A 19,963-nucleotide genomic window follows, 5' to 3' on the forward strand; every position below is an offset into this window, starting at 1 on the left:
CTCGCGTCAGCGCAGCACGGTGGGCGGCTCGCAGCGGACGTCGTCCGGCACGGTCGGTGTGACCCGCTGGACGTCGCGGCGCAGCAGCACGTCGAGTCCGCAGACGCCGGTGAGGCGGCGGTACCGTCGGTCGACGATCCGATCCGCGGCACCGCTGGTGATCCCCCAACCCTTCAGCGACCCGTTCATCACGAGCCACGTCGGTGCGTCGTCGCCGGAGACGACGCGGGAGAACTCCTCGAGCGCGGAGTCGTCGGTGCGCACCGGCAGGCTCCACAGGTGTGCGTAGGGCGAGTCGAGTCCTGAGGCCAGGACGAGGTCCGGGCGGCCCCACGCGCTGACGACCGTGTCGCCGACCTCGGCGGACGCGGCGATCATCCGGCCGGCCCCGACGCGTCCGTCCACCGTGTCGACGGCCGGCAGCACGACGATCGCGCCGATCACCGCGGCCACCGCGGAGTACCCGAGGACGGCGGGGACGACGATCCGGGTGCGAGCCGCGATCAGGCCGGTTCCGACGGCGACGGGTGCGGCCAGCTCGACGAGGTAGTGGTTCCACCAGCTCCCACCGGCGAGCACCGAGAGGCAGCCGAACGCGGGGGCCGCCGCGGCGGCGAGGGCCGCGGGTGACCGGAAGCGGTCGGCGAGCGGACCCAGGAGGACGCCGAGCACGAGGATCAGCTGACCGCCGAGCGCGGCGCGGCCCAGCATCTCGGCCTGCCGGCCGCCCTTGGCACCCGGAGGGTCGTTGGCCATCACGTCGGCGGCTCGGAGGCGGAACGCGAAGAGCGCGTCGAAGAGCTGGACCGGGTCCGTGCCACGGGCCCACGCGGCCAGGACCGCCGCCACGGCCAGCAGGACGGCACCGGCGAGGGCCCAGGCGGCCAGTCGCACGGCCTCGCGGGCTCGGAGACCTCCCGCCGTGACGGTCAGGACCAGCAGGACCAGCGCGAAGACAGCGCCGTCCGCGTGGTTCTGCTTCGTGAGGACGGCACCCGCGAGTGCCGCTCCCGTGGCGAGGGCCCATCGCGGTCTGGGGTCCTCGACGGCGCGCACCGCCGCGTAGATCCCCGCAGCGATCCACGGGGCGGCGAGCAGCTCGCCGTTGACCCGCTCGGCACCGAGCCAGGGGCTCACCGTGAGGATCGCCGCCGTGACCGCGGCCCAGCGGGCGGCGCGGGGGCCGGCCAGGCGACCCGCGGCAGCGGCGCACGCCACGACCGTCAGGACGACCGCCACCAGGCCCACGAGGCGCAGGGCCACGACTCCCCCGGTGCGTGCCGCGAGCTCGGCCCACGCGATCAGCAGCGGAGGCCGGTCGACCCAGAAGTCGCCGTACAGCGAGTCCCCGGGGTCCCACTGCCCACCGACCAGGAGCAGACCCGCCTCGTCCGGTCCGGGCAGGACCGCGAGGAACGGCAGTCGCACCAGCACGGCGGCCAGGACGACCAGCATCACGGCGCGCGGCGTCGTCATGGTGTGGGTCCCGTTCAGTCCTCGACGCGGGTGGCGGGATCCCCGTCGAACAGGCGCCCGTCGGGACGGCCCAGCGCCGTCAGCCGCTCCACCGCAGCCCTGTCGAGCTCGAGCTCCACGGCGGCCAGGTTCTGCCGCTGTCGTTCGACCGACGAGGCCTTCGGCAACGGCACCGTGCCCACCGCGGCGTGCCAGGCGAGCACGGCCTCCGCCGGGGTGATCCCGTGCTGGCGGGCGACGTCGACGACCTCCGGGTTCTCGAGAAGGTCGCTCTTGCGGCCGAGAGGGCTCCACGCCTGGGTGACGATCCCTCGCTCCCGGTGGTGCGCCAAAGCGTCGACCTGGGGGAAGTAGGGGTGCAGCTCGATCTGGTTCACCGCGGGAAGGACCCCCGTCTCCCGCTCGAGCCGGTCGAGGTGCTCGGGCAGGAAGTTGCAGACGCCGATGTGGAACACGAGACCGCGCTGCTGCGCGTCGACCAGCGCCTGCCACGCCTCGACGTAGAGGTCGCGCGACGGGTTGGGCCAGTGGATGAGGTGGAGGTCGAGGTGGTCCAGGCCCGTGCGCAGGACGCTCTCCTCGATGGACGTCACCGCGAGGTCGTACGCGTGGTGCCGACCGGGGAGCTTCGAGGTGACGACGACCTCGTCACGGTCGACGCCGGAGCGGCGGACGGCGGTGCCGACTGCGCCCTCGTTCTCGTAGTTCATTGCCGAGTCCAGCAGGCGGTAGCCCGTGTGCAGCGCGGAGACGACCGCGTCCACGCCGCTCAGGCCGTTGAGCTTGTACGTTCCGAAACCGACGGGAGGCAGTGCGAGGCTCACGGCTCGACTCTAGGGCGACTCGGGCCCCTCGGCGCGGCTGGCACAGCGGAAGCCCAGGTTGCCGGACGCCGAGTCCGGGGTGTTGCGAGAGCGTGCGGCCACGCGGTAGCGATTGCAGTAGGAGTCGTGGCAGAGGAAGGACCCGCCACGCATGACCCGGGCCGTCCCGGACACGGGTCCCGTCGGTGAGGTCGGGGGCGACTCCTCGTAGTAACGCGCGTCGAACCAGTCGGCGCACCACTCCCAGACGTTGCCCACCATCTGGTGCAGTCCGTACCCGTTCGGCTCGAAGGCCGCTGCCGACGCCGTGGCCAGGTGGCCGTCGTCACCGTGGTTGATCGACGGGAAGACGCCCTGCCAGATGTTGCACCTCCACTCGCCGCTCGGCTTCAGCTCGTCACCCCACGGGTACCGCCGGCCCTCCGTCCCACCGCGCGCCGCGTACTCCCACTCGGCCTCGCTCGGCAGTCGCTTTCCGGCCCAGGCGGCATAGGCGCGCGCGTCGTTCCACGAGACCTGGACGACGGGGTGGTCCCCACGGTCGGAGAGGTCGGAGCCGGGACCCTCCGGTGCACGCCAGGTGGCTCCCTCCACGACCAGCCACCACGGTGTGCGGGCCGCGCGTCCGAGCACGTCGCGCGGGTCGCCCGCGAACGACGCCTCGAACACCGCGGACAGCCCCAGGTCCTCGGCGTCGGTGACATGGCCGGTGGCGTCGACGAACTCCGCGAAGGCGTCGTTGGTCACGGCGGTGGCGTCCATCGAGAAGTCGTGCAGCCGCACCGGGTGGACGGGCGTCTCGCCGTCGTTCGGGTCCCCGTCGCCGAACGGGTCACCCATCGAGGTCACGCCGCCCGGGACGCTGACCTGCCGCACGCCCCGAGGACCCCCGACGGGTGGGAGCAGCTCGACGTCGCGGTGCTTCGAGGACGCCCCCGGAAGCCCCGGGACGCAGCAGGGTGCGAGGCCTTCGTGGCTCATGTGTGCCATCCTCGGACGCCCGACCGCGGCGTCGAATCATCCCAGGTGGATGACGAGACCCCGGTCCTGCGGGGACACGATGGCAGTCATCGACCGCCGCACGCGGGTGGTCCCCGACGGAACGGGTCTGCCCATGCAACCGAACGAGGACGCCATGCGACGCGATGTGCTCCCGGTGCCGGATCGGGCACCCGTCGGGCTGGTCACCTACGACGCCAAGGACCCGGACACGCGCCACGAGCCCATCAGGCCCATCCGCCCGCCCAGCACCGCGCCGAACGTACTGGTCGTGCTGCTCGACGACGTCGGGTTCGGTGCCTCGAGTGCCTTCGGGGGCGTCATCGCGACGCCTCACGCCGAACGCCTCGCCTCGGCCGGGCTGAAGTACAACCGGTTCCACACGACGGCGCTGTGCTCACCGACGAGGGCCGCCCTCCTGAGCGGCCGCAACCATCACACGGTGGGCATGGGCGGCATCACCGAGATCGCGACCTCCGCACCCGGCTATGACTCGCGACGTCCCAACACCTGTGCGCCGCTGGCGGAGATCCTCAAGCTCAACGGCTACTCCACGGCCCAGTTCGGGAAGTGCCACGAGGTCCCGGTGTGGGAGACGAGCCCGCTCGGCCCGTTCGACAACTGGCCCACGGGAAGCGGCTTCGAGTACTTCTACGGGTTCATCGGCGGCGAGGCGCACCAGTTCTACCCGGCGCTCTACGAAGGCACGACCCCCGTGGAGCCCGACCGCACTCCTGAGGACGGCTACCACCTCATGGGCGACATGACCGACAAGGCGATCGGGTGGATGCGGCGGCAGAAGTCGCTCATGCCCGACAAGCCGTTCTTCGCCTACTTCGCCCCGGGCGCCACGCATGCTCCTCACCACGTGCCCGCCGAGTGGATCGACAAGTACGCCGGGCGCTTCGACGCGGGCTGGGACGTCCTGCGCGAGGAGATCTTCGCGCAGCAGAAGCAGATCGGCGTCATCCCCGCCGACGCGCAGCTCACGCCCCGCCCGGCCGAGATCCCCGCGTGGGACGAGATGCCCGACGAGCTCAAGCCGGTGCTGCGCCGCCAGATGGAGGTCTACGCCGCCTTCCTCGAGTTCACCGATCACCACGTCGGCCGGCTCCTGGACGCGCTCGAGGACCTCGAGGTGTTCGAGGACACGCTGATCTACTACATCATCGGAGACAACGGCGCCTCGGCCGAGGGAACCATGAACGGCACCTACAACGAGATGATCAACTTCAACGGTGCGGCCGCGCTGGAGACACCGGAGTTCCTCATGTCGAAGCTGGCGGACTTCGGCGGCCCCGACTCCTACAGCCACTACTCGGTGGGGTGGGCCCACGCGATGGACACCCCGTACCAGTGGACCAAGCAGGTCGCCTCGCACTTCGGCGGCACGCGCAACGGAGCGATCGTGCACTGGCCGCGCGGGTTCACGGCCGCCGGAGCCGTGCGCTCCCAGTTCGCCCACGTCATCGACGTCGCCCCGACCATCCTCGAGGCGGCCGGGCTGGCCGAGCCCACCTTCGTCCACGGCGTGCAGCAGACGCCGATGGAGGGGGTCTCCATGCGGTACTCGTTCGACGACGGGACCGCCGCGGACCGGCACGAGACCCAGTACTTCGAGATGTTCGGCAACCGCGGGGTCTACCACCGCGGGTGGACCGCCGTCACGCGGCACAAGACCCCGTGGCTGCTGATCGGCGAGGACGTGCCCGCCTTCGACGACGACGTCTGGGAGCTCTACGACACGAACACCGACTGGACCCAGAGCGAGGATTTGGCACAGACGCACCCCGAGAAGCTGCACGAGCTGCAACGACTCTTCCTCATCGAGGCGGTGCGCCACCAGGTGCTGCCGCTGGACGATCGAGCAGCGGAGCGCCTGTCGCCGGAGGTGAGCGGCCGGCCCCAACTCGTCCGCGGCAACCGTCAGCGGCTCTACGCCGGGATGGGACGTCTCTCCGAGCACTCGGTGGTCAGCATCAAGAACGCGTCCCACGCCGTCACGGCCGAGGTCACGGTGGAGGACGACGCCCACGGCGTGATCATCGCCCAGGGTGGCAGCATCGGCGGCTGGACCCTGTACGTGAAGGACGGCTGCCTGCGGTACTGCTACAACCTGTTCGGCATCCATCGCTTCTACGTCGGCAGCGAGACGAGGTTGTCCGCCGGGCGTCACCAGGTGCGGATGGAGTTCGACTACGAGGGTCCGGGCCTGGGCAAGGGCGGCACCGTTCGCCTGTACGTGAACGGGGAGGAGGTCGGCGAGGGCAGGGTCGACGCCACCGCCGCGATGATCTTCTCCGCGGACGACACGTGCGATGTCGGACGCGAGGACGGTGCGCTGGTGGCCGACGACTATCCCGTGCCGAACCACTTCAGCGGCGAGGTGCACTGGGTGGAGATCGCGGTCGGCGAGGACGCCCAGGACGCGGACCATCACCTCTCCCCCGAGGAGATGCTGCGCATCGTGCTGGCGCGGCAGTGAGCAGGTGACCTCGAGGGAGGATCGGAGTCAGCGCGGGAGCAGCTCGAGCTCGCGAGCGATGCGGACCGCGGCGTTGCGGCGGGAGACGCCGAGCTTGCGCAGGATGTTCCGGACGTGGGTCCGCACGGTGTTCACCGAGATGTACATCTCCGCGGCGATCTCCTCGGTCGTGAGGAGCGCGGCGAGGTGGCCCAGGACCTCCGTCTCCTTCTCGGTCAGCTGCTCCACCGGCGCGGTCCGCTCGACCGGTTCCGACGGCCGTCGGGTCGTTGGACGGTTCATCGGCGCGCCGGACCGATCGAACAGCCAGGCGTGCGCCGCAGCGAGCTGTCGGTCCTGGAGCACGAGCTGGCGCACCGGCGCCGGGGCCTCGTGGAAGGGCCGCCGGAGGGTGATCGGGCGGGCGAGGACCAACGCCTCCGTCACCGCCCGCTGGGCCTGCGCTCCGGCTCCGCCACGCAGCAGCCGTGCGCACTCCGCGAGTGACGCGGCGACGCGAACGGCGACGGGGGCTGCGGGGTCGCGCGCCTCCGCCATCGCGACGGCCGCGCACACGTCGTGGCCCGCGGCGAGGTCCACCTGCGCCCGCAGAAGCGCGAGGGCAGCGGAGACCGAGGGCTCGTCCACGCCCTCCACCGCGTCCCGGGCGGACTGCTCGTCGCCCCGGGCGACGAGCCACGCAGCGAGCTCGACGCGCAGGCGCGCGGCGAGCCAGCGATCGGCATCCGGGAGTCCGTCGAGGGCGGCGGTGACGCCACTGATGGCGGCACCTCGGTCGCCCTGAGCGGCGCGGAGCCTCGACCTCACGAGCGCGAGGAGCGTGCGCGAGGCGGGATCGGAAAGGACGGAGCGCGAGGACTCGGCCGCCTGGAGGTGATCGGTGGCCGCGCGCAGGTCGAAGTGCTCGACGGCGACCCAGGCCAGCGCGATCTCCGCGGCCCCGGACCGGTCCTCGACGGTGAGCCCGGCCTCGCGGGCCGCACGGACCGCGTGCGCCGCGGCGGACGTGGCAGGTGTCAGGTCTCCCTCGCAGCACGAGACGAGCGCCAGCAGCCCGAGGCACTCGACCATCAGCGGAGCCGAGCCACTGCGATCGGCGGCCACGGCGCCCGCGCGAAGACTGAACCGCGCGTCCGCCGTGAGCCCCTGACGCACCTGGGCGATGCCCTTGGTCGCGAGCGCGAGCGGCACCAGCGCCGAGTCGCGACGTGTGTGGTCCCGCTTCGCCTCCTCCGCGGTGTCGGCCAGGGCACGTGCCCGGACCGGGTCGGGCACCTCGCGACCGCGGAGTGCGAGCAGCAGTGCCCGTGCTCGCTCCAGGTCGGGGTCGAGACTCCCCTCGCCATCGACGGCGAATCGGGCCATCTCGGCGTCGAACCGCTCCTCGTCGCGCTCGGCCAGTGCGAGCGTCGCACGGACCAGGACGGCCGCGGGTGCCTCGACGTCGGCCGGCACGGTGAGCACGACCTGGACGAGCGGGTGGGTCGGGTCGGCCAGGAGCAGCTCCGCCCACGCATCGTGATCGGCCACGAGCCGGGCGACGTCCTCCCACGCCTCGATCGACGCGTGGTGGCGAGCTGCCGTCGCGAGCGTCCCCCGTGCGGCGTACCACCGCGCGGCCCTGCCCTGGAGCAGCCTCCAGGTCTCCGGCGACCGGTAGCCCAGCTCGGCCCGCAGCAGGTCTCGGAGGAACGGGTGGAAGCGGTAGTGCTCGGGATGGTCGGGCACGGATTCGAGGAAGACGTTCACGTGCGCGAGCGACGACAGCGCCCGGTCGGCGCCGTCGCCGGCCAGGGTGGGTGCCAGTCCCGGCTCGATGACGTCGGGCACGCTCAGCGCCATCAGCAGGTCCAGGTCACGGGGCGACAGATCGGCCAGGACCTCGCCCATGAGGTACTCCGCGATGCTGCCGCTCTCCCCCATCACCTGGCCGATGTCGGCGTCCGGGTCGTCGTGGTCGAGCAGCAGCCTTCCCGCGAAGCGCATGCCGGTGACCCAACCGCGTGTACGGGCGTTGAGCTCGTGCACCGACTCGCTCGTGAGGGTCACGCCCATCTGGCTCAGGAGCCCGGCCGCCTCGTGGTCGTCCAGGGCGAGATCGGCCATCCTGATCTCGGTCATCGACTCCTCCAGCCGGTACCGGTACAGCGGCAGGACGGGATCGGACCGGGTCAGCAGCACCAGGCGCAGGCGACGCCCGGAGTGTCGGAGCAGGAAGTCGAGGTCGGTGGCGACGCTCGACGAGCTCACCTCGTAGCCGTCGATCACGAGGGTGACGGCATCGGACGTGGAGGCGATCGCGAGGGCCAGGTCGCGGCGCAGCTGTGGATCCAGACCCGCTTCGTCGGAGGGCGGTGATGACGGTGGAACCGCGATCCCCAGCCGCTCGAGGGCCTCGGTGAAGGACGGCCACAGCACGTCACCAGGATCGAAGGTGATCCATTCCAGCCGTCCGGGCACGCGGGTGGAGGCCCAGTCGGCGACGAGGGCGGTCTTGCCCGTCCCCGCGGGAGCACTGACGAGGGTCAGCGCTGCGGTCGGCTCGCTGTCGAACCGGTCGAGCAGTCGTGGCCGGGAGACGAACTGGCGCGGGCGTTCGGGAATTCCGGGCCATCCCCCGTAGGAGGGCGGATAGCGAGGCGGATCATGATCGGACGGGTCGTTCGAAGCGCGTGTCACCATAACTTTCGCCTCCCCTGCCAGCACGCTAGTGACCGCGAATCGGCGTCAGATCACACGAATCGTATGAAGCCCGTGTGATGCCTGGGATTGATGAGGTCCGTCACTCGCTGAGCAGGCCCAGGACGGTCGCCCTCGTGACGGCGTCGCCACGACTCGACACCCCGAGCTTGCGGTAGATCGAGGCGATCTCGGAGTTCACCGTGTTGCGGGACACGAACAGCCGCTCACCGATCTGGGCGATGGTCAGGTGCGTCTGCAGGTACGGCAGCACGCGCAGCTCCGCCGGCGTCAACGGTGCGGTGACGGTGTCGCGACCCGGCTCGGGTCCGCCCTGCATCATCTCGATGAACCCGTCGAACTCGCCACGCAGCACACCCAGGTCGGGGCGCTCCCGGAAGATGTCGTGGAGCTCGCGCACCAGGGCGCGAGCGCCCGCGTGGTCCCCCGTGGCCCAGAGCAGCTTCGCGGCCTCCAGGCGGCCCTTCACCGCGGGGAAGGGCCGGGCGTAGGTGCTCACCCCTCGCGCGGCGACCGCCGACTCGAGGTCCCGGAGGGCGGACGCGGAGTCGCCGCGGCGCAGGTGCCCCCGCGCCGACGCGGCGTGGGCGAGCAGTGCCCAGGGATGCAGCGCCGACCGCATCGCCGCGAGTGCCGCGAGACAGCCGCGCACGTCATCGGCCCCCTCGTCCCAGGCGCCGCGGTCCATCGCGATCCAGGCGAGGGTCGCCCGCGTGCCCATGACGACGTCGTGGCGGCCCTCCTCCTGCGCTTCGAGCGCCGCCCGCTCGAGGCACTCCACGGCCTCGTCGGACTCGCCGAGCAGCAGGTGGGCCTCGCCGCGCAGCGCGAGTGCCACCGTGCGCCGGCCGCTCCATCGTTCGAAGCCCTGCACGGCGAGTCGGGCGTCCTTCAGGGCGCGGTCCGGGCCGTCGGGGCACATCGCCGAACGCAGGATCGCGACCTCCGGGGCCCGTTCGGCCTCGAGGGTCTGCCCTTCGAGGTGGGCCAGCCAGCGTTCGGCGGCGGCGGGACGTCCCGTCAGGGTCGCGACCCAGCCCTGGACGACGGCGAGACGCGGATGGGCGGCGATCTGCTCGTCCCCGAGCGCGGTGAGCCAGTGCTGGACGGTGGCGATCTCGCCCGCACCCAGCGATGCGGGTGCTGTCGATGCCACGAGCTCGGCGGTGCGGTCGTGCTCGTGAGTGGTCAGCAGGTGCTCCACGGCGACCTCGGGAGCTCCGGACTGCTCGAACCAGCCGGCCGCGCGACCGTGCAGGTCCCTGACGACCTCGGTGTCCTCGCGCTGCAGCTCGGCGACGAGGAACTGCTGGAAGAGCCGGTGATGGCGGTACCAGCTCCGGCCGGGCCCGACGGGCGTGACGAACAGGACGGTGGACTCGACCTCGCGCAGCCGCGCGGCCGAGTCCCGGCGCCCGAGAACGGCATCGCAGACGCCCCCGCCCAGGCGGTCGAGGATCGCGGACTGTCGCAGGAACTCGCGGAGCGCCGGAGTCAGCGGGGCCAGGACCTCGGCATCGAAGTAGTCCGCGATGGCCCGGTGGTCGCCGCGGACGGAGGAGGGAGAAGGCAGACCCCCGTGCGCGGCGAGGGCGATGCCCGCCGGCCACCCCTCGGTGGTGGTGACGAGACGCTCGGCCTCCTCCCGGTCGAGCTCGACGCCCGCGTGCGCGAAGAGGGCGCGTGCCTCCCGGGGGCCGAACGCCAACTGGCGGCTCGTGAGCTCCGCGGCGTCTCCGCCGGCCCGCAGCCGCGACAGGTGGGGCTGGGAGTGCCGGCTCGCCGTGACGACCTGCGAGCCCGAGGGCACCGCCGCGACCACCATGCGCAGGACCTCCTGGCACGAGGGCGACCGCAGCACCTGGACGTCGTCGACGAAGAGCACGAAGGGTCGCCGGCAGGCGCTCATCGCCGCGGCGAGCCGGTGGGCCCCGACCACCCAGGCACCGGGGGCCGTGGTCGTCCGGGACGACTCGGGCGTGCGCACCGCATCGAAGAACGCGGTCGCCAGGACGCTCAGCAGCTGCTCCACGTCGTCGTCGGAGCGGTCGAGCCTCACGGTCGCGACGACGCGGCGCTCGGCTGCGGCCCACTGGGACAGCAGGATGGACTTGCCGTAGCCGGCCGGGGCGGTCACGCCGACGACCCGGTAGGACCCGGCACGCGCGGCCTCGATGATCGTGCTGCGGCTGACTCCCGCCCCGGACGCTGCCGGGTCTCCAGTCATGCTCAGAGACTAGCGGCGGGCGGTCCCACGACGAAGACGGACTCGATCCGCAGACCGTGCTCGTGCAGCGCTGCCAGCAGGGTTCCGAGGTCGGTGGTCGATTCAGCAAGGAGCGTCGTGTAGGTGCGGGTGCGTGTCTCGCACTCGGGCCCGAGCGCGTTCTGCAGGACGGGCCCGAGTCCTCCGTCGATCGTCAGCTCGAACTCCATGGCAGGCGTGTCGCGGTCGGTCACGGCTGTTCTCCCTCCGTCTGGTCTTCGCCGGAGCCCTGCTCGGGGACGACGATCCGCCGCACCTCGACGACCTCCAGCCCGTACGTGCGCAGGAGGGCGAGGAAGCCGTGCAGCTCGGCCTGGTCGCGGATGCTGGCCCGCACCGAGGTGCGCAGCTCGCGGGTGACGACCTGGATGTCCGTCAGCTCGAGCAGGACGTCGTCGGGAACGCTGCCCTCGATCCGGACCTCGAACACCTGCTTCTGCGGGCGTTCCTTCGTCATGAGCCGACCTCCAGACCGGTGCTCTCCTGGATGCAGTGTGGCTCGTCTCACCACTGCTTCTCATCGTCACGACCAGATGAGTTCGTGGCGGGCACGGCGCTGCGTGAGGGTCCCGGTTCGTCCCCGCAGGATGAGGCCCCGGTGGGGGCGCGGCTCCTACCGTGAGCGGGACGCGCACCACCGCGCGTCCTTCAGTCACAAGGGAAGGCGGCATCGTCATGGACGAGGTCGAATGGGGACCGGTCGGCTACCTGGTCGTGGAGTATCCCGGCGCGAAGATGACCGGTGAGGGCCTGCGCGAGCTGGTCGCGCTCACCGAACGCGGGACCGTCCGGGTCCTGGACCTGGCCTTCGTGATGAAGGCGGAGGACGGCACGATCAGCGCCTTGGCGATCGCCGACCTCGACGGTGACGGCGAGCTCGACCTGGCCATCTTCGAGGGAGCGTCCTCGGACCTGCTGGGCGAGGACGACCTCCGCGAGGCGGGCAACGTCCTCACCCCGGGCAGCGCCGCCGCGGTGCTGCTCTACGAGAACCGCTGGGCCGCACCGTTCGTGAGTGCCCTGCGGCGCAGTGGTGCCGAACTGGTCGCGGCGGGGTTCATCCCGCTGGACGACCTCGCCGAGGCGCTGGACGCCGCCGAAGCAGCCAGCTGAGATCCACCGAACCCCACCCATCCGAACGGAGCAGGACCATGCCAGGACTCATCAGGGGCGTCGCCCGAACGGCGGCCATCGCCGGGACGGCCACCGCCGTCTCGAACCGCGTGTCGCGCCGGCAGGCGTCGCGCTGGGCGGCAGGCGCCGCCCGCCTACGAGGCCGCCCTCCCTCCCCGCAAGCTGCTCCCGCCGCCCCCGCGGGAGATCCGATCGCCCTGCTGAGCGACCTGGGCCGTCTCCACGAGGCCGGCACGCTGACGGACGAGGAGTTCGCCGCACAGAAGGCACGGATCCTCGCTCAGATGTGAGCCATGATCCGCCCGCGGCCTGACCCCGCCCGACGCGAGGCCTGGGCCCTCGTCCGGCGCGCCACCGCGCGCGTCGTCGTGGCCGTGACGGTGCTCGTCACGGCCTACTACCTGGTGCCCGCCCAGGAGGCCGGGACCGATCTGCCGTGGTTCTTCGTCTCGCTGGGCGTCTTCGCCGGCGTGGTGGCGATCCAGGTGCCGATCATCGTGCGGTCCGACTTCCCGGTGATCCGCGCCGTGGAGGCTCTGGCCCTGGCGATCCCGGTCTTCCTGCTGATCTTCGCGCGCGGGTACCTCTCGGCGTCGCTGGGCGACCCTGACGCGTTCAGCCAGCAGCTCGACCGCACCGATGCCCTCTACTTCACCGTCTCGACCTTCGTCACGGTCGGCTTCGGCGACATCGTGGCGCACTCCGAGGCGATGCGCATCGCGGTCACCGTGCAGATGATCCTCGACCTGGTGGTCCTCGGCGCCGTGGTGAGGATCTTCGCCTCGGCGGCTAAGCGGGGACTGTCGGCCCGGGACGAGCGGCCGGATCCTGCGGCCTGACCACGCGCCCGGCACCCGCCAGCACCTGCAGCACGGCCAGCAGCACGAGGGCCAGCGCGAGGGACCACCACCACCGCTCGGGTGAGATGTCGTTGCCCCAGGCGAGCACGACCACGGCGAGGCCGACGGCCACGATCCGCAGCCACGCGACGTTCTCCGTGACCCACCGCCAGCCGAGGCCGAGCCGCTCCCCCAGGACGGTGGCCCCGGCCTGCTCCAGGCCTCCACCGACCGCTCGGCGCACGGCGATCCCGGAGCGGGTCGTCCCGGCGAACCAGCCGGCGACCACCAGGGTCAGGCCGAGCAGCAGGACGACCTGGCGTCCCTGCTCGAGGTAGGCCAGCAGGGTCTCGTAGAACGCGGTGCTCGCCGGCCCGAACGACGTCTCCGCGAGTGCGTCGGCGAACAGCTGCTTGCCGATGGCGAGCGCGATGGCCAGCACGAACGCGTTCACCGCGATGGCGACACCGACGGCGACGGTCATGCGCGGCCGGCGCCTGGCCAGGACGATGGCTCCGAGGTACAGGGCACCGACGACCGGCAGCGCCCAGCGCGCCACCGGGTCACTGAAGGCGTAGATCGTCCGCAGCTGCTGCACGCGAGGCGCCTCCATCAGCACGATCTGCCGGTCGGTCTCGGGGATCGGCGCGTTCTCGACGAAGGTGATCCCCCGGTCGACGAGTCGGGCTTTGACCTCGTCGATCACCTCGGAGACGTCCAGAACGACGTCGTCACCCTGCAACGACACCGCTCCCTCGTCGCGACCCTCGAGAATCCGCTGGAACGCCTGTTGCGCGCGGATGTTCAGGCGCAGCCAGATGTCCTCGAACGCGTCGGACGCCAGGAACGCCCGCACCTGCCGCTCGATGGCCCCGTTGACGGCGGCGGACAGGGGCGCGGCCAGAAGCTCGAGCCGCGGTGCCTCGTCAGCGAGGCCCGCGAAGGCCTGTTCGAGCAGGCTCTCGACGTCGACCTGGTCGGTGATGGCGGTCGTCACCCGGGTGGCGAGCACCTCCTGGACCTCGGGCGACTGGACGAGCGGGCCCACGGTCTCCACGTACCGTTCGCCGTCGTTGAGCGTGCGCTGGCCCCAGTAGGCGATCGCCGCGGGCGTGGTGAGCACTGCGGCCAGCACGAGGCACAGCACGGCGGCCACCGAGCGGCCGCGCGACGTGTCGTCGGGCCTTCGGGGATCGAGGGGCGCATGGGGTTCCTGCACGGTGTCCTGGGTCATCGGGATCTTCCTTCCGCTCCAGCGAGTCTTGCGGTGTCCGCGGTGGCGGGCATCATGCCTCCTGGGTGAGTCCGTGGTCACCGCGCAGCCAGATCCCGGCTCGGCCGCGGTCGCTCACCACCACTTGGCCGATCACCGCGGTCCCGATGAAGACGAAGGCCACGATGTAGAGCCACGCCAGGTACGTGAACGCCATGCCGATCGGCCCGTACCGCTCGGCGCTGACGTCGAGGGCCCACGGCAGCCACACGTCGGCGGCGGGCCGGACCACCATCATCACGACGCCGAAGACCACGGCTCCCGGGACCATCCACCGCGCGGCCACCCGCCCGGCCAGCAGCACCCAGGGCACGAAGACCGCGACGAGCACGTCGGTGGCCAGCGAGAGCGCCGCGGGCCACAGGAACCGCGGCGGGAACACCCCGGCGCGCTGGGTCAGGTTCTGCACGACGACCACGGCCATGAGCAGAACCACGACCACGGCGAACCACCGCCAGGTCGAACGCAGGGTCATCCGCGGCCGGTCGACCTGCCAGACCACGGCGAAGGCGCGGGTCAGCGCACGCGACAGGCTGGTCGCCGAGACCAGGACGAGCAGTGCCCCGGCCACCCCGAAGGCCGCCTCGCTCGAGCCGCGCACGGCCTCGTCGATCAGCTCCTCGGACGATCCCGTCGCCCCGACGACGTCGGAGATCTGGTCGGAGCCGGCTCCCAGAAACGTCACCGCGACGATGAGCAGCGGCAGGATCGAGCTGAAGAACTGCGCCGCGATCGTCATGGCCCGGTCGAAGATCTCCACACGCACGCACGCGCCGGCCACCCGCAGGAGCGTCCGCCCGATCCACGACGAGAGGAACCAGTCCACCGGCCCCTTGGCCCACGCGGGCAGACGGGTGACGACCGCGTCGACGCGGCGCTCCAGCACGCCCGCGAGCGGCGACCCGTCCTCGTCAACCCCGTGGCTCATCATCGCCGTCGTCCCGAGGAGACGGATGCCCCGAGATCAGCGGCAGCGCCCACGACAGCCGGGGATCGGCCTCGACCAGCAGGGCCTTCATCAGCAGGCTGAGCGGCACCGCCAGCAGCGCCCCGACCGGCCCCAGCAGCCAGGCCCAGAAGACGAGGGACAGGAAGGTCAGCGTCGGCGAAAGTCCGACGCTCTCCCCCACGATCCGCGGCTGGATGATCGACTGGATCACGAAGTTCACGACGCAATAGATGGCGATCACGGCGAGCATGAGGCCCGGCCCGTCCTCCAGCAGCGCGATGACCGCGGGCGGGACGAGGCCGATGACGAAGCCGATGTTCGGGATGAAGTTCGTGACGAAGGCCAGGACGGCCCACACGAACGCGCCGGGCACCCCGATGGCGTAGAGCGCGGCACCGTCGATGACGGCCACGATGAGCCCGAAGATCGCCGCCACGGCCATGTAGGTGCGCGTGCCGCGTGCGAAGTGCGCCAGCGCCTCGACGAGATCGCCGAAGCGCGACCCGAGGATCCTCAGGTTCTCCCGGGCGCCGTTGGTGTCGAACGCCATGAACAGCAGGACCGTGAAGAGGAAGAACACGTCGGTCAGGGCACCGAGCGCCCCGGCGAGAAGGGAGCCGACGAGTCCGACGAGCTGCGAGGGATCCAGCGCCTGCACGACCTTGTCGATCTGCGCCTGGTCGACGCCGAGCTGCTCGAGGCCCGTGAGGGTCTCCTCGATGGTGGAGGTGATGTCGGCCGTGTACTTCGGGAGCAGGGCGGCCAGCTGCGCGACCGACACGATCAGCGCCAGCGTCATCAGGACGATCAGCAGGTAGGCCGACAGGAGCATCGTGAGCGAGACCGCCCACTCGGGCAGCCGGGTCTTCTCCAGGCGCCGGCGGATCGGGTGCACGGTGACCGTGAGCACCAACGCCAGGAAGACGGGTCCGATCAGGCCGGAGACGGCGTGCACGCCGCCGAGCACGATCGTGAGCGCAGCCATACCGACGACCAGCGTGAGGACGCCGGAGACGGTCCGGCCGGACACCCGGGAGCCCGGGTCGCCATCGATGCTCATGCGGGCCTCCGTGCGGTCGTGGTTCTGCCGTCCCTCACATCAGGCCGCGGGAGGAGTCGTTCCGTGGCCCGAACTCGGTCCCCCGGTCCACGAGCGCCCAGATGATGCACACGTCGATCGCGATCACGAGGAGCGACCAGATCGGGTAGTACGGGATGAACGCGAAGTTCACGATCATGCTGACCGCCGCCAGGGCGATGCCGACCCCGCGGGCCCAGCCCTTCCCGGAGAAGATCCCGAATCCGGCGAGGACGATGATCACGCCGGCGACGAGGTGGATCCAGCCCCATGTCGACGCGTCGATCTCGAGGAGGTAGTCCGGCGCCTTGACGTAGAACTCGCTCTTCGCGATGGCCACGACTCCCATGTAGACGTGGAAGATGCCCATGATGATCATCATCACCGCGGCGAATGCGATGAGGCCGAAGGCTGCTCCCCCGGAGCTGCGTGGGGTCGTGCGCGCTGTGGTCATGTCGCTGCGTCCTTGTCACGTCGGTGGCGACCTTTCGGCCGGGGCCGTGTGGTCCTTCCTGACATGCAAGCGCCCATGGGCCGGTGAGCGGATCATCCGTGAGGGGTGAGGCAGGCGGCTCGCGGAGGCTCCAAGACTGGAGGAAGCCTCACCAGAAAGGCACCATCATGTCCCGCACCGCAGAGCCCGCCGGGCCCGCCACCACCCCCTCCTCCGACTACCAGACCGTCCAGCCGTCGTCCGTCTCCGGCTGGGCCGGCTGGGTCTACTTCGCCGCGTTCATGCTCCTGCTCCTGGGCGTCCTGCACGCGATCACCGGCCTCGTGGCCCTGTTCAAGGACGAGTACTTCGTCGTCGCCAGCAGCGGCCTGGTCGTCAACGCCGACTACACCGCCTGGGGCTGGGCCCACCTGATCGGCGGCATCATCGTCGCGCTCGCCGGCCTCTCGCTGATGTCGGGCGCCACCTGGGCCCGCATCGTGGCGGTCCTGGTGGCCATGCTGAGCGTCATCGTGAACTTCGCCTTCATGGCCGCCTACCCGTTCTGGTCGGTCCTGATGGTCACGATCAGCCTCCTGGTGATCTGGGCCGTCATCGTGCACGGTGACGAGCTGCGCAACGCGTAGCCGGTCCTGCCGCGGCGCCCTCACCCGTCGCGGGTGAGGCGCCGGGCAGGCGCCGCGCCCATGCTCGGGCGAACGGTGCAGCCCCGCGACCTCGTTCGCGGCGACGGGAGGACCCCATGACCACGGATCAGCGCACGACGACCGACCTGCTGCCCACCGACCTCGATCCGGTCGGAGCCGAGGCCTCCCGCGTGGCGCTGGCGCTGGGCGTCGTCCCGGCGACGGGACTGAGCGAGCAGGAGGCCGCGGCCCGGCTCGACCGCGTCGGTCCGAACCGGTTGGACGAGGGAACGGCCGAGCCGGGATGGCGGGCCTTCCTGCGGCAGTACCAGGACTTCATGCAGGTCATCCTGCTCGCCGCGGCGCTCATCAACCAGGTCGTCACCCAGGAGACCGGCACCACGGTGGTGCTCGCGGGTCTCACGGTCTTCAACGCCGTGATCGGGCTGCGCCAGGAGGCCAAGGCCGAGGCAAGCGTCAAGGCCCTGTCGCAGATGATGAAGACGATCGCCCGGGTCCGCCGTGACGATCGCGCGATCGAGGTCGACGCGGAGCAGCTGGTCCCGGGCGACATCGTCCTGGTCGAGGCCGGCGACCGCATCCCCGCGGACGGCCGGGTGTCCCTGGCCGCGACGCTGGAGATCGAGGAGGCCGCCCTCACGGGCGAGAGCCTCCCCGTCGGCAAGTCCGACCGCCCGGTCGAGGGCACCGACGTGCCCCTCGGCGATCGGACCTGCATGGTCTACATGAACACGGCCGTCACCCGGGGCCGCGGCGAGTTCATCGTCACCTCCACCGGGATGGCCACCGAGATCGGCCACATCGCCAACCTGCTGGCGGGCACCTCGATCGGCAAGACGCCGCTGCAGAAGCAGCTCGACTCGCTGTCGAAGATCATCGCGGGCATCGCCGGCATCGCTCTCCTGCTCGTCCTGCTGCTGGGCCTGGCCCGCGGGGAGTCGTTCGACACCCTGTTCATCACCGGCGTGGCGCTGGCGGTGGCCGCGATTCCGACGGGCCTGCCCGCCGTCGTGACGGCCCTGCTCTCGATGGGCACGCGCGAGATCGCCAACCGTCACGCCATCGTCAAGCGCCTCCCCGCCGTGGAGACGCTGGGCTCGACCTCGGCGATCTGCTCGGACAAGACCGGGACGCTGACGCTCAACAAGATGACGGCGCGCGAGCTCGTCATCCCCGGCCACCACCGGTTCACCGTGTCGGGCGAGGGCTACGCGACCACCGGCGAGATCAGCCACGTCGGCAGCGGCGCCTTCGACCTCGCCCCCTATCTGCTGCCGATGGTGCTGTGCGCCGATGCCGTGCTCGACGGGGAGGGCCTCATCGGCGATCCCACCGAGGGCGCACTGATCGTGCTGGGCGCGAAGGGCGGCCTCGACATCACCGAGACCCGGGCGGCCCACCCGCGCGTCGCCGAGGTCCCGTTCGACTCCGAGTACAAGTTCATGGCGACCTTCCACGAGATGACCGCCGACGACGGCTCGGCGGTGGTGCGCTGCTACGTCAAGGGCGCCCCGGACGTGCTGATCGACCGGGCCACCACCCTGCGCCGTCCGGACGGATCCGTCGTGCCGATCACCGACGACAACCGTCACCTCGCGCTCGAGGCGAACGACCGGATCGCCGCTGCCGGCGAGCGGGTCATGGTCGTCGCCCAGCGCGATCTCGATCCGGGCGTCGTGCGCGCCGGTGGCGACCTCATCCAGCACGTGCACGACCTGACGCTGCTCGCGATGGTCGGCATCGTCGACCCGCCGCGGGCCGAGGCGAGGGCCGCGATCGCCGAGTGCCGCGACGCCGGGATCCGCGTGCGGATGATCACCGGTGACCACGCCTCCACCGCCGCGGCGATCGCGAAGGAGCTCGGCATCACCGGGCAGGCCGTGACCGGCGCGGAGTTCGCGGCGATGTCGGACGAGGAGCTGATGGGCCGCCTGGACGACATCGGCGTCGTCGCCCGCGTGGCGCCCGAGGACAAGGTGCGACTCGTCCGCATGCTGCAGCAGAAAGGGGAGGTCGTCGCCATGACCGGCGATGGCGTCAACGACGCGCCCGCGCTGAAGACGGCCGACATCGGCGTCGCCATGGGGATCACCGGCACGGAGGTCTCCAAGGAGGCCGCCGTCATGATCCTGACCGACGACAACTTCGCCACAATCGTCGAGGCGGTCTCGTACGGCCGCACGCTGTACGACAACCTGCTCAAGTACCTGCGCTTCCAGATGTCGACGCTCGTGGCCTACATCGCGGTGTTCCTCGTCGCCGGGGTCATCGGCATCGCCGACGGCGCTCCCCTGAACCCGCTGCAGATCCTGTGGCTGAACATGGTCGTGGACATCCCGCTGGCGATCGCGCTCGGCTTCGACCAGCCGGCGCGCGGGCTGATGGCCCGCCCGCCGCGCCCCGTCGGTGCGCCCGTGCTGTCGCGGGCGAACTGGATCCGGCTGTGCATCCAGGGCGCCGTGATGACGGCCGGATCGCTCGCCGCCTACCAGATCGGCGCCGACTGGGAGGACGCCCTACTGGGCGCGACGATGCTGCTGACGACGCTCTCGCTGTTCCACCTGGCCGGTGCGCTGCTGAGCCGCGACCAGGAGAACACGATCTTCGACCGGGACGCCGTGCCCGCGGTGACCCAGCTGCGCCGGTACGGCATCGCGCTGCTCGCGATCGTCCTCATCACCTCGCTGGACTTCCTCCAGCGCATCTTCGGCACCACCGCGATGACGTTCGAGCAGTGGTGCACGTGCATCGGTCTCGCCGCCTCGCTCGTGGTCGTGGAGGAGATCGTGAAGCTCGTGCTCCGCAGCCGTCGCACCGCGAAGGCGTGACCCGTCACCGC

The 19,963-nt window shown here is 71.3% G+C and carries 17 protein-coding genes; 6 read left to right on the forward strand and 11 right to left on the reverse strand.

What is annotated here, in order from left to right:
• Positions 1-6: 6 nt before the first annotated feature.
• From H1W00_RS11210 to H1W00_RS11220, 3 genes are read right to left on the reverse strand one after another with little or no spacing between them, the layout of a single operon-like run.
• Positions 7-1,476 carry a glycosyltransferase family 39 protein gene (locus H1W00_RS11210; protein ID WP_181755777.1) on the reverse strand — a complete coding sequence of 490 codons (1,470 nt, stop codon included), beginning with the start codon at positions 1,474-1,476 and terminating at the stop codon, positions 7-9.
• Between the two features lie 14 nt (positions 1,477-1,490).
• The gene (locus tag H1W00_RS11215; RefSeq protein ID WP_181755778.1) at positions 1,491-2,300 is read right to left on the reverse strand and encodes an aldo/keto reductase; all 810 of its coding nucleotides are present in this window, start codon (positions 2,298-2,300) and stop codon (positions 1,491-1,493) included.
• Positions 2,301-2,309: 9 nt separating this feature from the next.
• Positions 2,310-3,281: a formylglycine-generating enzyme family protein gene (locus H1W00_RS11220; protein ID WP_181755779.1), complete on the reverse strand. Its 972-nt coding sequence runs from the start codon at positions 3,279-3,281 to the stop codon at positions 2,310-2,312.
• A 79-nt stretch (positions 3,282-3,360) separates the two neighbouring features.
• Here H1W00_RS11220 and H1W00_RS11225 point away from each other — a divergent pair, with 79 nt between their 5' ends.
• Positions 3,361-5,784, forward strand: coding sequence for an arylsulfatase (locus tag H1W00_RS11225; RefSeq protein ID WP_276568729.1), 2,424 nt, complete (start codon positions 3,361-3,363; stop codon positions 5,782-5,784).
• A 27-nt stretch (positions 5,785-5,811) separates the two neighbouring features.
• Here H1W00_RS11225 and H1W00_RS17085 read toward each other — a convergent pair whose 3' ends face one another.
• From H1W00_RS17085 to H1W00_RS11245, 4 genes are all read right to left on the reverse strand, one after another.
• Positions 5,812-8,463 (reverse strand): winged helix-turn-helix domain-containing protein, encoded by a 2,652-nt coding sequence (locus tag H1W00_RS17085; RefSeq protein WP_181755780.1) that lies wholly within the window; start codon positions 8,461-8,463, stop codon positions 5,812-5,814.
• Between the two features lie 103 nt (positions 8,464-8,566).
• Positions 8,567-10,711 (reverse strand): winged helix-turn-helix domain-containing protein, encoded by a 2,145-nt coding sequence (locus H1W00_RS11235; RefSeq protein ID WP_181755781.1) that lies wholly within the window; start codon positions 10,709-10,711, stop codon positions 8,567-8,569.
• 2 nt (positions 10,712-10,713) lie between these two features.
• Entirely contained in the window at positions 10,714-10,944 is a 231-nt protein-coding gene (locus tag H1W00_RS11240; protein WP_181755782.1) for a hypothetical protein, read from the reverse strand.
• Positions 10,941-11,207 carry a hypothetical protein gene (locus H1W00_RS11245; RefSeq protein ID WP_181755783.1) on the reverse strand — a complete coding sequence of 89 codons (267 nt, stop codon included), beginning with the start codon at positions 11,205-11,207 and terminating at the stop codon, positions 10,941-10,943. The genes H1W00_RS11240 and H1W00_RS11245 overlap by 4 nt, the downstream gene beginning before the upstream one ends.
• A 218-nt stretch (positions 11,208-11,425) precedes the next feature.
• Between H1W00_RS11245 and H1W00_RS11250 the strand changes: the two genes are divergently transcribed.
• Genes H1W00_RS11250 through H1W00_RS11260 form a run of 3 tightly spaced genes read left to right on the forward strand, consistent with a single transcriptional unit; the run spans position 11,426 to position 12,723 of the window.
• Complete coding sequence (locus tag H1W00_RS11250; protein WP_181755784.1) at positions 11,426-11,863, forward strand: DUF6325 family protein; 438 nt, start codon at positions 11,426-11,428, stop codon at positions 11,861-11,863.
• Between the two features lie 38 nt (positions 11,864-11,901).
• Complete coding sequence (locus H1W00_RS11255; RefSeq protein WP_181755785.1) at positions 11,902-12,174, forward strand: SHOCT domain-containing protein; 273 nt, start codon at positions 11,902-11,904, stop codon at positions 12,172-12,174.
• A gap of 3 nt (positions 12,175-12,177) precedes the next feature.
• Complete coding sequence (locus H1W00_RS11260; RefSeq protein WP_181755786.1) at positions 12,178-12,723, forward strand: potassium channel family protein; 546 nt, start codon at positions 12,178-12,180, stop codon at positions 12,721-12,723.
• Here H1W00_RS11260 and H1W00_RS11265 read toward each other — a convergent pair.
• From H1W00_RS11265 to H1W00_RS11280, 4 genes are read right to left on the reverse strand one after another with little or no spacing between them, the layout of a single operon-like run.
• Positions 12,674-13,957, reverse strand: a complete 1,284-nt coding sequence (locus H1W00_RS11265; protein ID WP_181755787.1) for a hypothetical protein — start codon at positions 13,955-13,957, stop codon at positions 12,674-12,676. The two genes, H1W00_RS11260 and H1W00_RS11265, sit on opposite strands and share 50 nt — an antisense overlap.
• Before the next feature lie 52 nt (positions 13,958-14,009).
• Positions 14,010-14,924 carry a YhjD/YihY/BrkB family envelope integrity protein gene (locus H1W00_RS11270; RefSeq protein ID WP_181755788.1) on the reverse strand — a complete coding sequence of 305 codons (915 nt, stop codon included), beginning with the start codon at positions 14,922-14,924 and terminating at the stop codon, positions 14,010-14,012.
• On the reverse strand, positions 14,908-16,005 hold the full coding sequence (locus H1W00_RS11275; protein ID WP_181755789.1) for an AI-2E family transporter: 1,098 nt from the start codon (positions 16,003-16,005) through the stop codon (positions 14,908-14,910). Before H1W00_RS11275 ends, H1W00_RS11270 begins: the two co-directional genes overlap by 17 nt.
• Positions 16,006-16,039: 34 nt before the next feature.
• Entirely contained in the window at positions 16,040-16,477 is a 438-nt protein-coding gene (locus H1W00_RS11280; RefSeq protein WP_181755790.1) for a DUF7144 family membrane protein, read from the reverse strand.
• Between the two features lie 167 nt (positions 16,478-16,644).
• On the opposite strand from H1W00_RS11280, the gene H1W00_RS11285 reads away from it, so the two are divergent.
• Together H1W00_RS11285 and H1W00_RS11290 are read left to right on the forward strand one after the other, a co-directional pair.
• Complete coding sequence (locus H1W00_RS11285; protein WP_181755791.1) at positions 16,645-17,103, forward strand: DUF7144 family membrane protein; 459 nt, start codon at positions 16,645-16,647, stop codon at positions 17,101-17,103.
• 116 nt (positions 17,104-17,219) lie between these two features.
• Positions 17,220-19,952, forward strand: a complete 2,733-nt coding sequence (locus H1W00_RS11290; protein ID WP_181755792.1) for a cation-translocating P-type ATPase — start codon at positions 17,220-17,222, stop codon at positions 19,950-19,952.
• Positions 19,953-19,963: the final 11 nt, after the last annotated feature.

It is taken from the genome of Aeromicrobium phoceense (assembly GCF_013868155.1).
Classification (GTDB): domain Bacteria; phylum Actinomycetota; class Actinomycetes; order Propionibacteriales; family Nocardioidaceae; genus Aeromicrobium; species Aeromicrobium phoceense.

Bases quoted from the DNA above. Each gene is read 5' to 3' on its own strand.
- H1W00_RS11250 (WP_181755784.1), top strand. From the start codon at position 11,426: ATGGACGAGGTCGAATGGGGACCGGTCGGCTACCTGGTCGTGGAGTAT.
- H1W00_RS11210 (WP_181755777.1), bottom strand. From the start codon at position 1,476: ATGACGACGCCGCGCGCCGTGATGCTGGTCGTCCTGGCCGCCGTGCTG.
- H1W00_RS11255 (WP_181755785.1), top strand. From the start codon at position 11,902: ATGCCAGGACTCATCAGGGGCGTCGCCCGAACGGCGGCCATCGCCGGG.
- H1W00_RS11265 (WP_181755787.1), bottom strand. From the start codon at position 13,957: ATGACCCAGGACACCGTGCAGGAACCCCATGCGCCCCTCGATCCCCGA.
- H1W00_RS11275 (WP_181755789.1), bottom strand. From the start codon at position 16,005: ATGAGCATCGATGGCGACCCGGGCTCCCGGGTGTCCGGCCGGACCGTC.
- H1W00_RS11220 (WP_181755779.1), bottom strand. From the start codon at position 3,281: ATGAGCCACGAAGGCCTCGCACCCTGCTGCGTCCCGGGGCTTCCGGGG.
- H1W00_RS11245 (WP_181755783.1), bottom strand. From the start codon at position 11,207: ATGACGAAGGAACGCCCGCAGAAGCAGGTGTTCGAGGTCCGGATCGAG.
- H1W00_RS11280 (WP_181755790.1), bottom strand. From the start codon at position 16,477: ATGACCACAGCGCGCACGACCCCACGCAGCTCCGGGGGAGCAGCCTTC.
- H1W00_RS11270 (WP_181755788.1), bottom strand. From the start codon at position 14,924: ATGAGCCACGGGGTTGACGAGGACGGGTCGCCGCTCGCGGGCGTGCTG.
- H1W00_RS11285 (WP_181755791.1), top strand. From the start codon at position 16,645: ATGTCCCGCACCGCAGAGCCCGCCGGGCCCGCCACCACCCCCTCCTCC.
- H1W00_RS11235 (WP_181755781.1), bottom strand. From the start codon at position 10,711: ATGACTGGAGACCCGGCAGCGTCCGGGGCGGGAGTCAGCCGCAGCACG.
- H1W00_RS11290 (WP_181755792.1), top strand. From the start codon at position 17,220: ATGACCACGGATCAGCGCACGACGACCGACCTGCTGCCCACCGACCTC.
- H1W00_RS11225 (WP_276568729.1), top strand. From the start codon at position 3,361: ATGGCAGTCATCGACCGCCGCACGCGGGTGGTCCCCGACGGAACGGGT.
- H1W00_RS11260 (WP_181755786.1), top strand. From the start codon at position 12,178: ATGATCCGCCCGCGGCCTGACCCCGCCCGACGCGAGGCCTGGGCCCTC.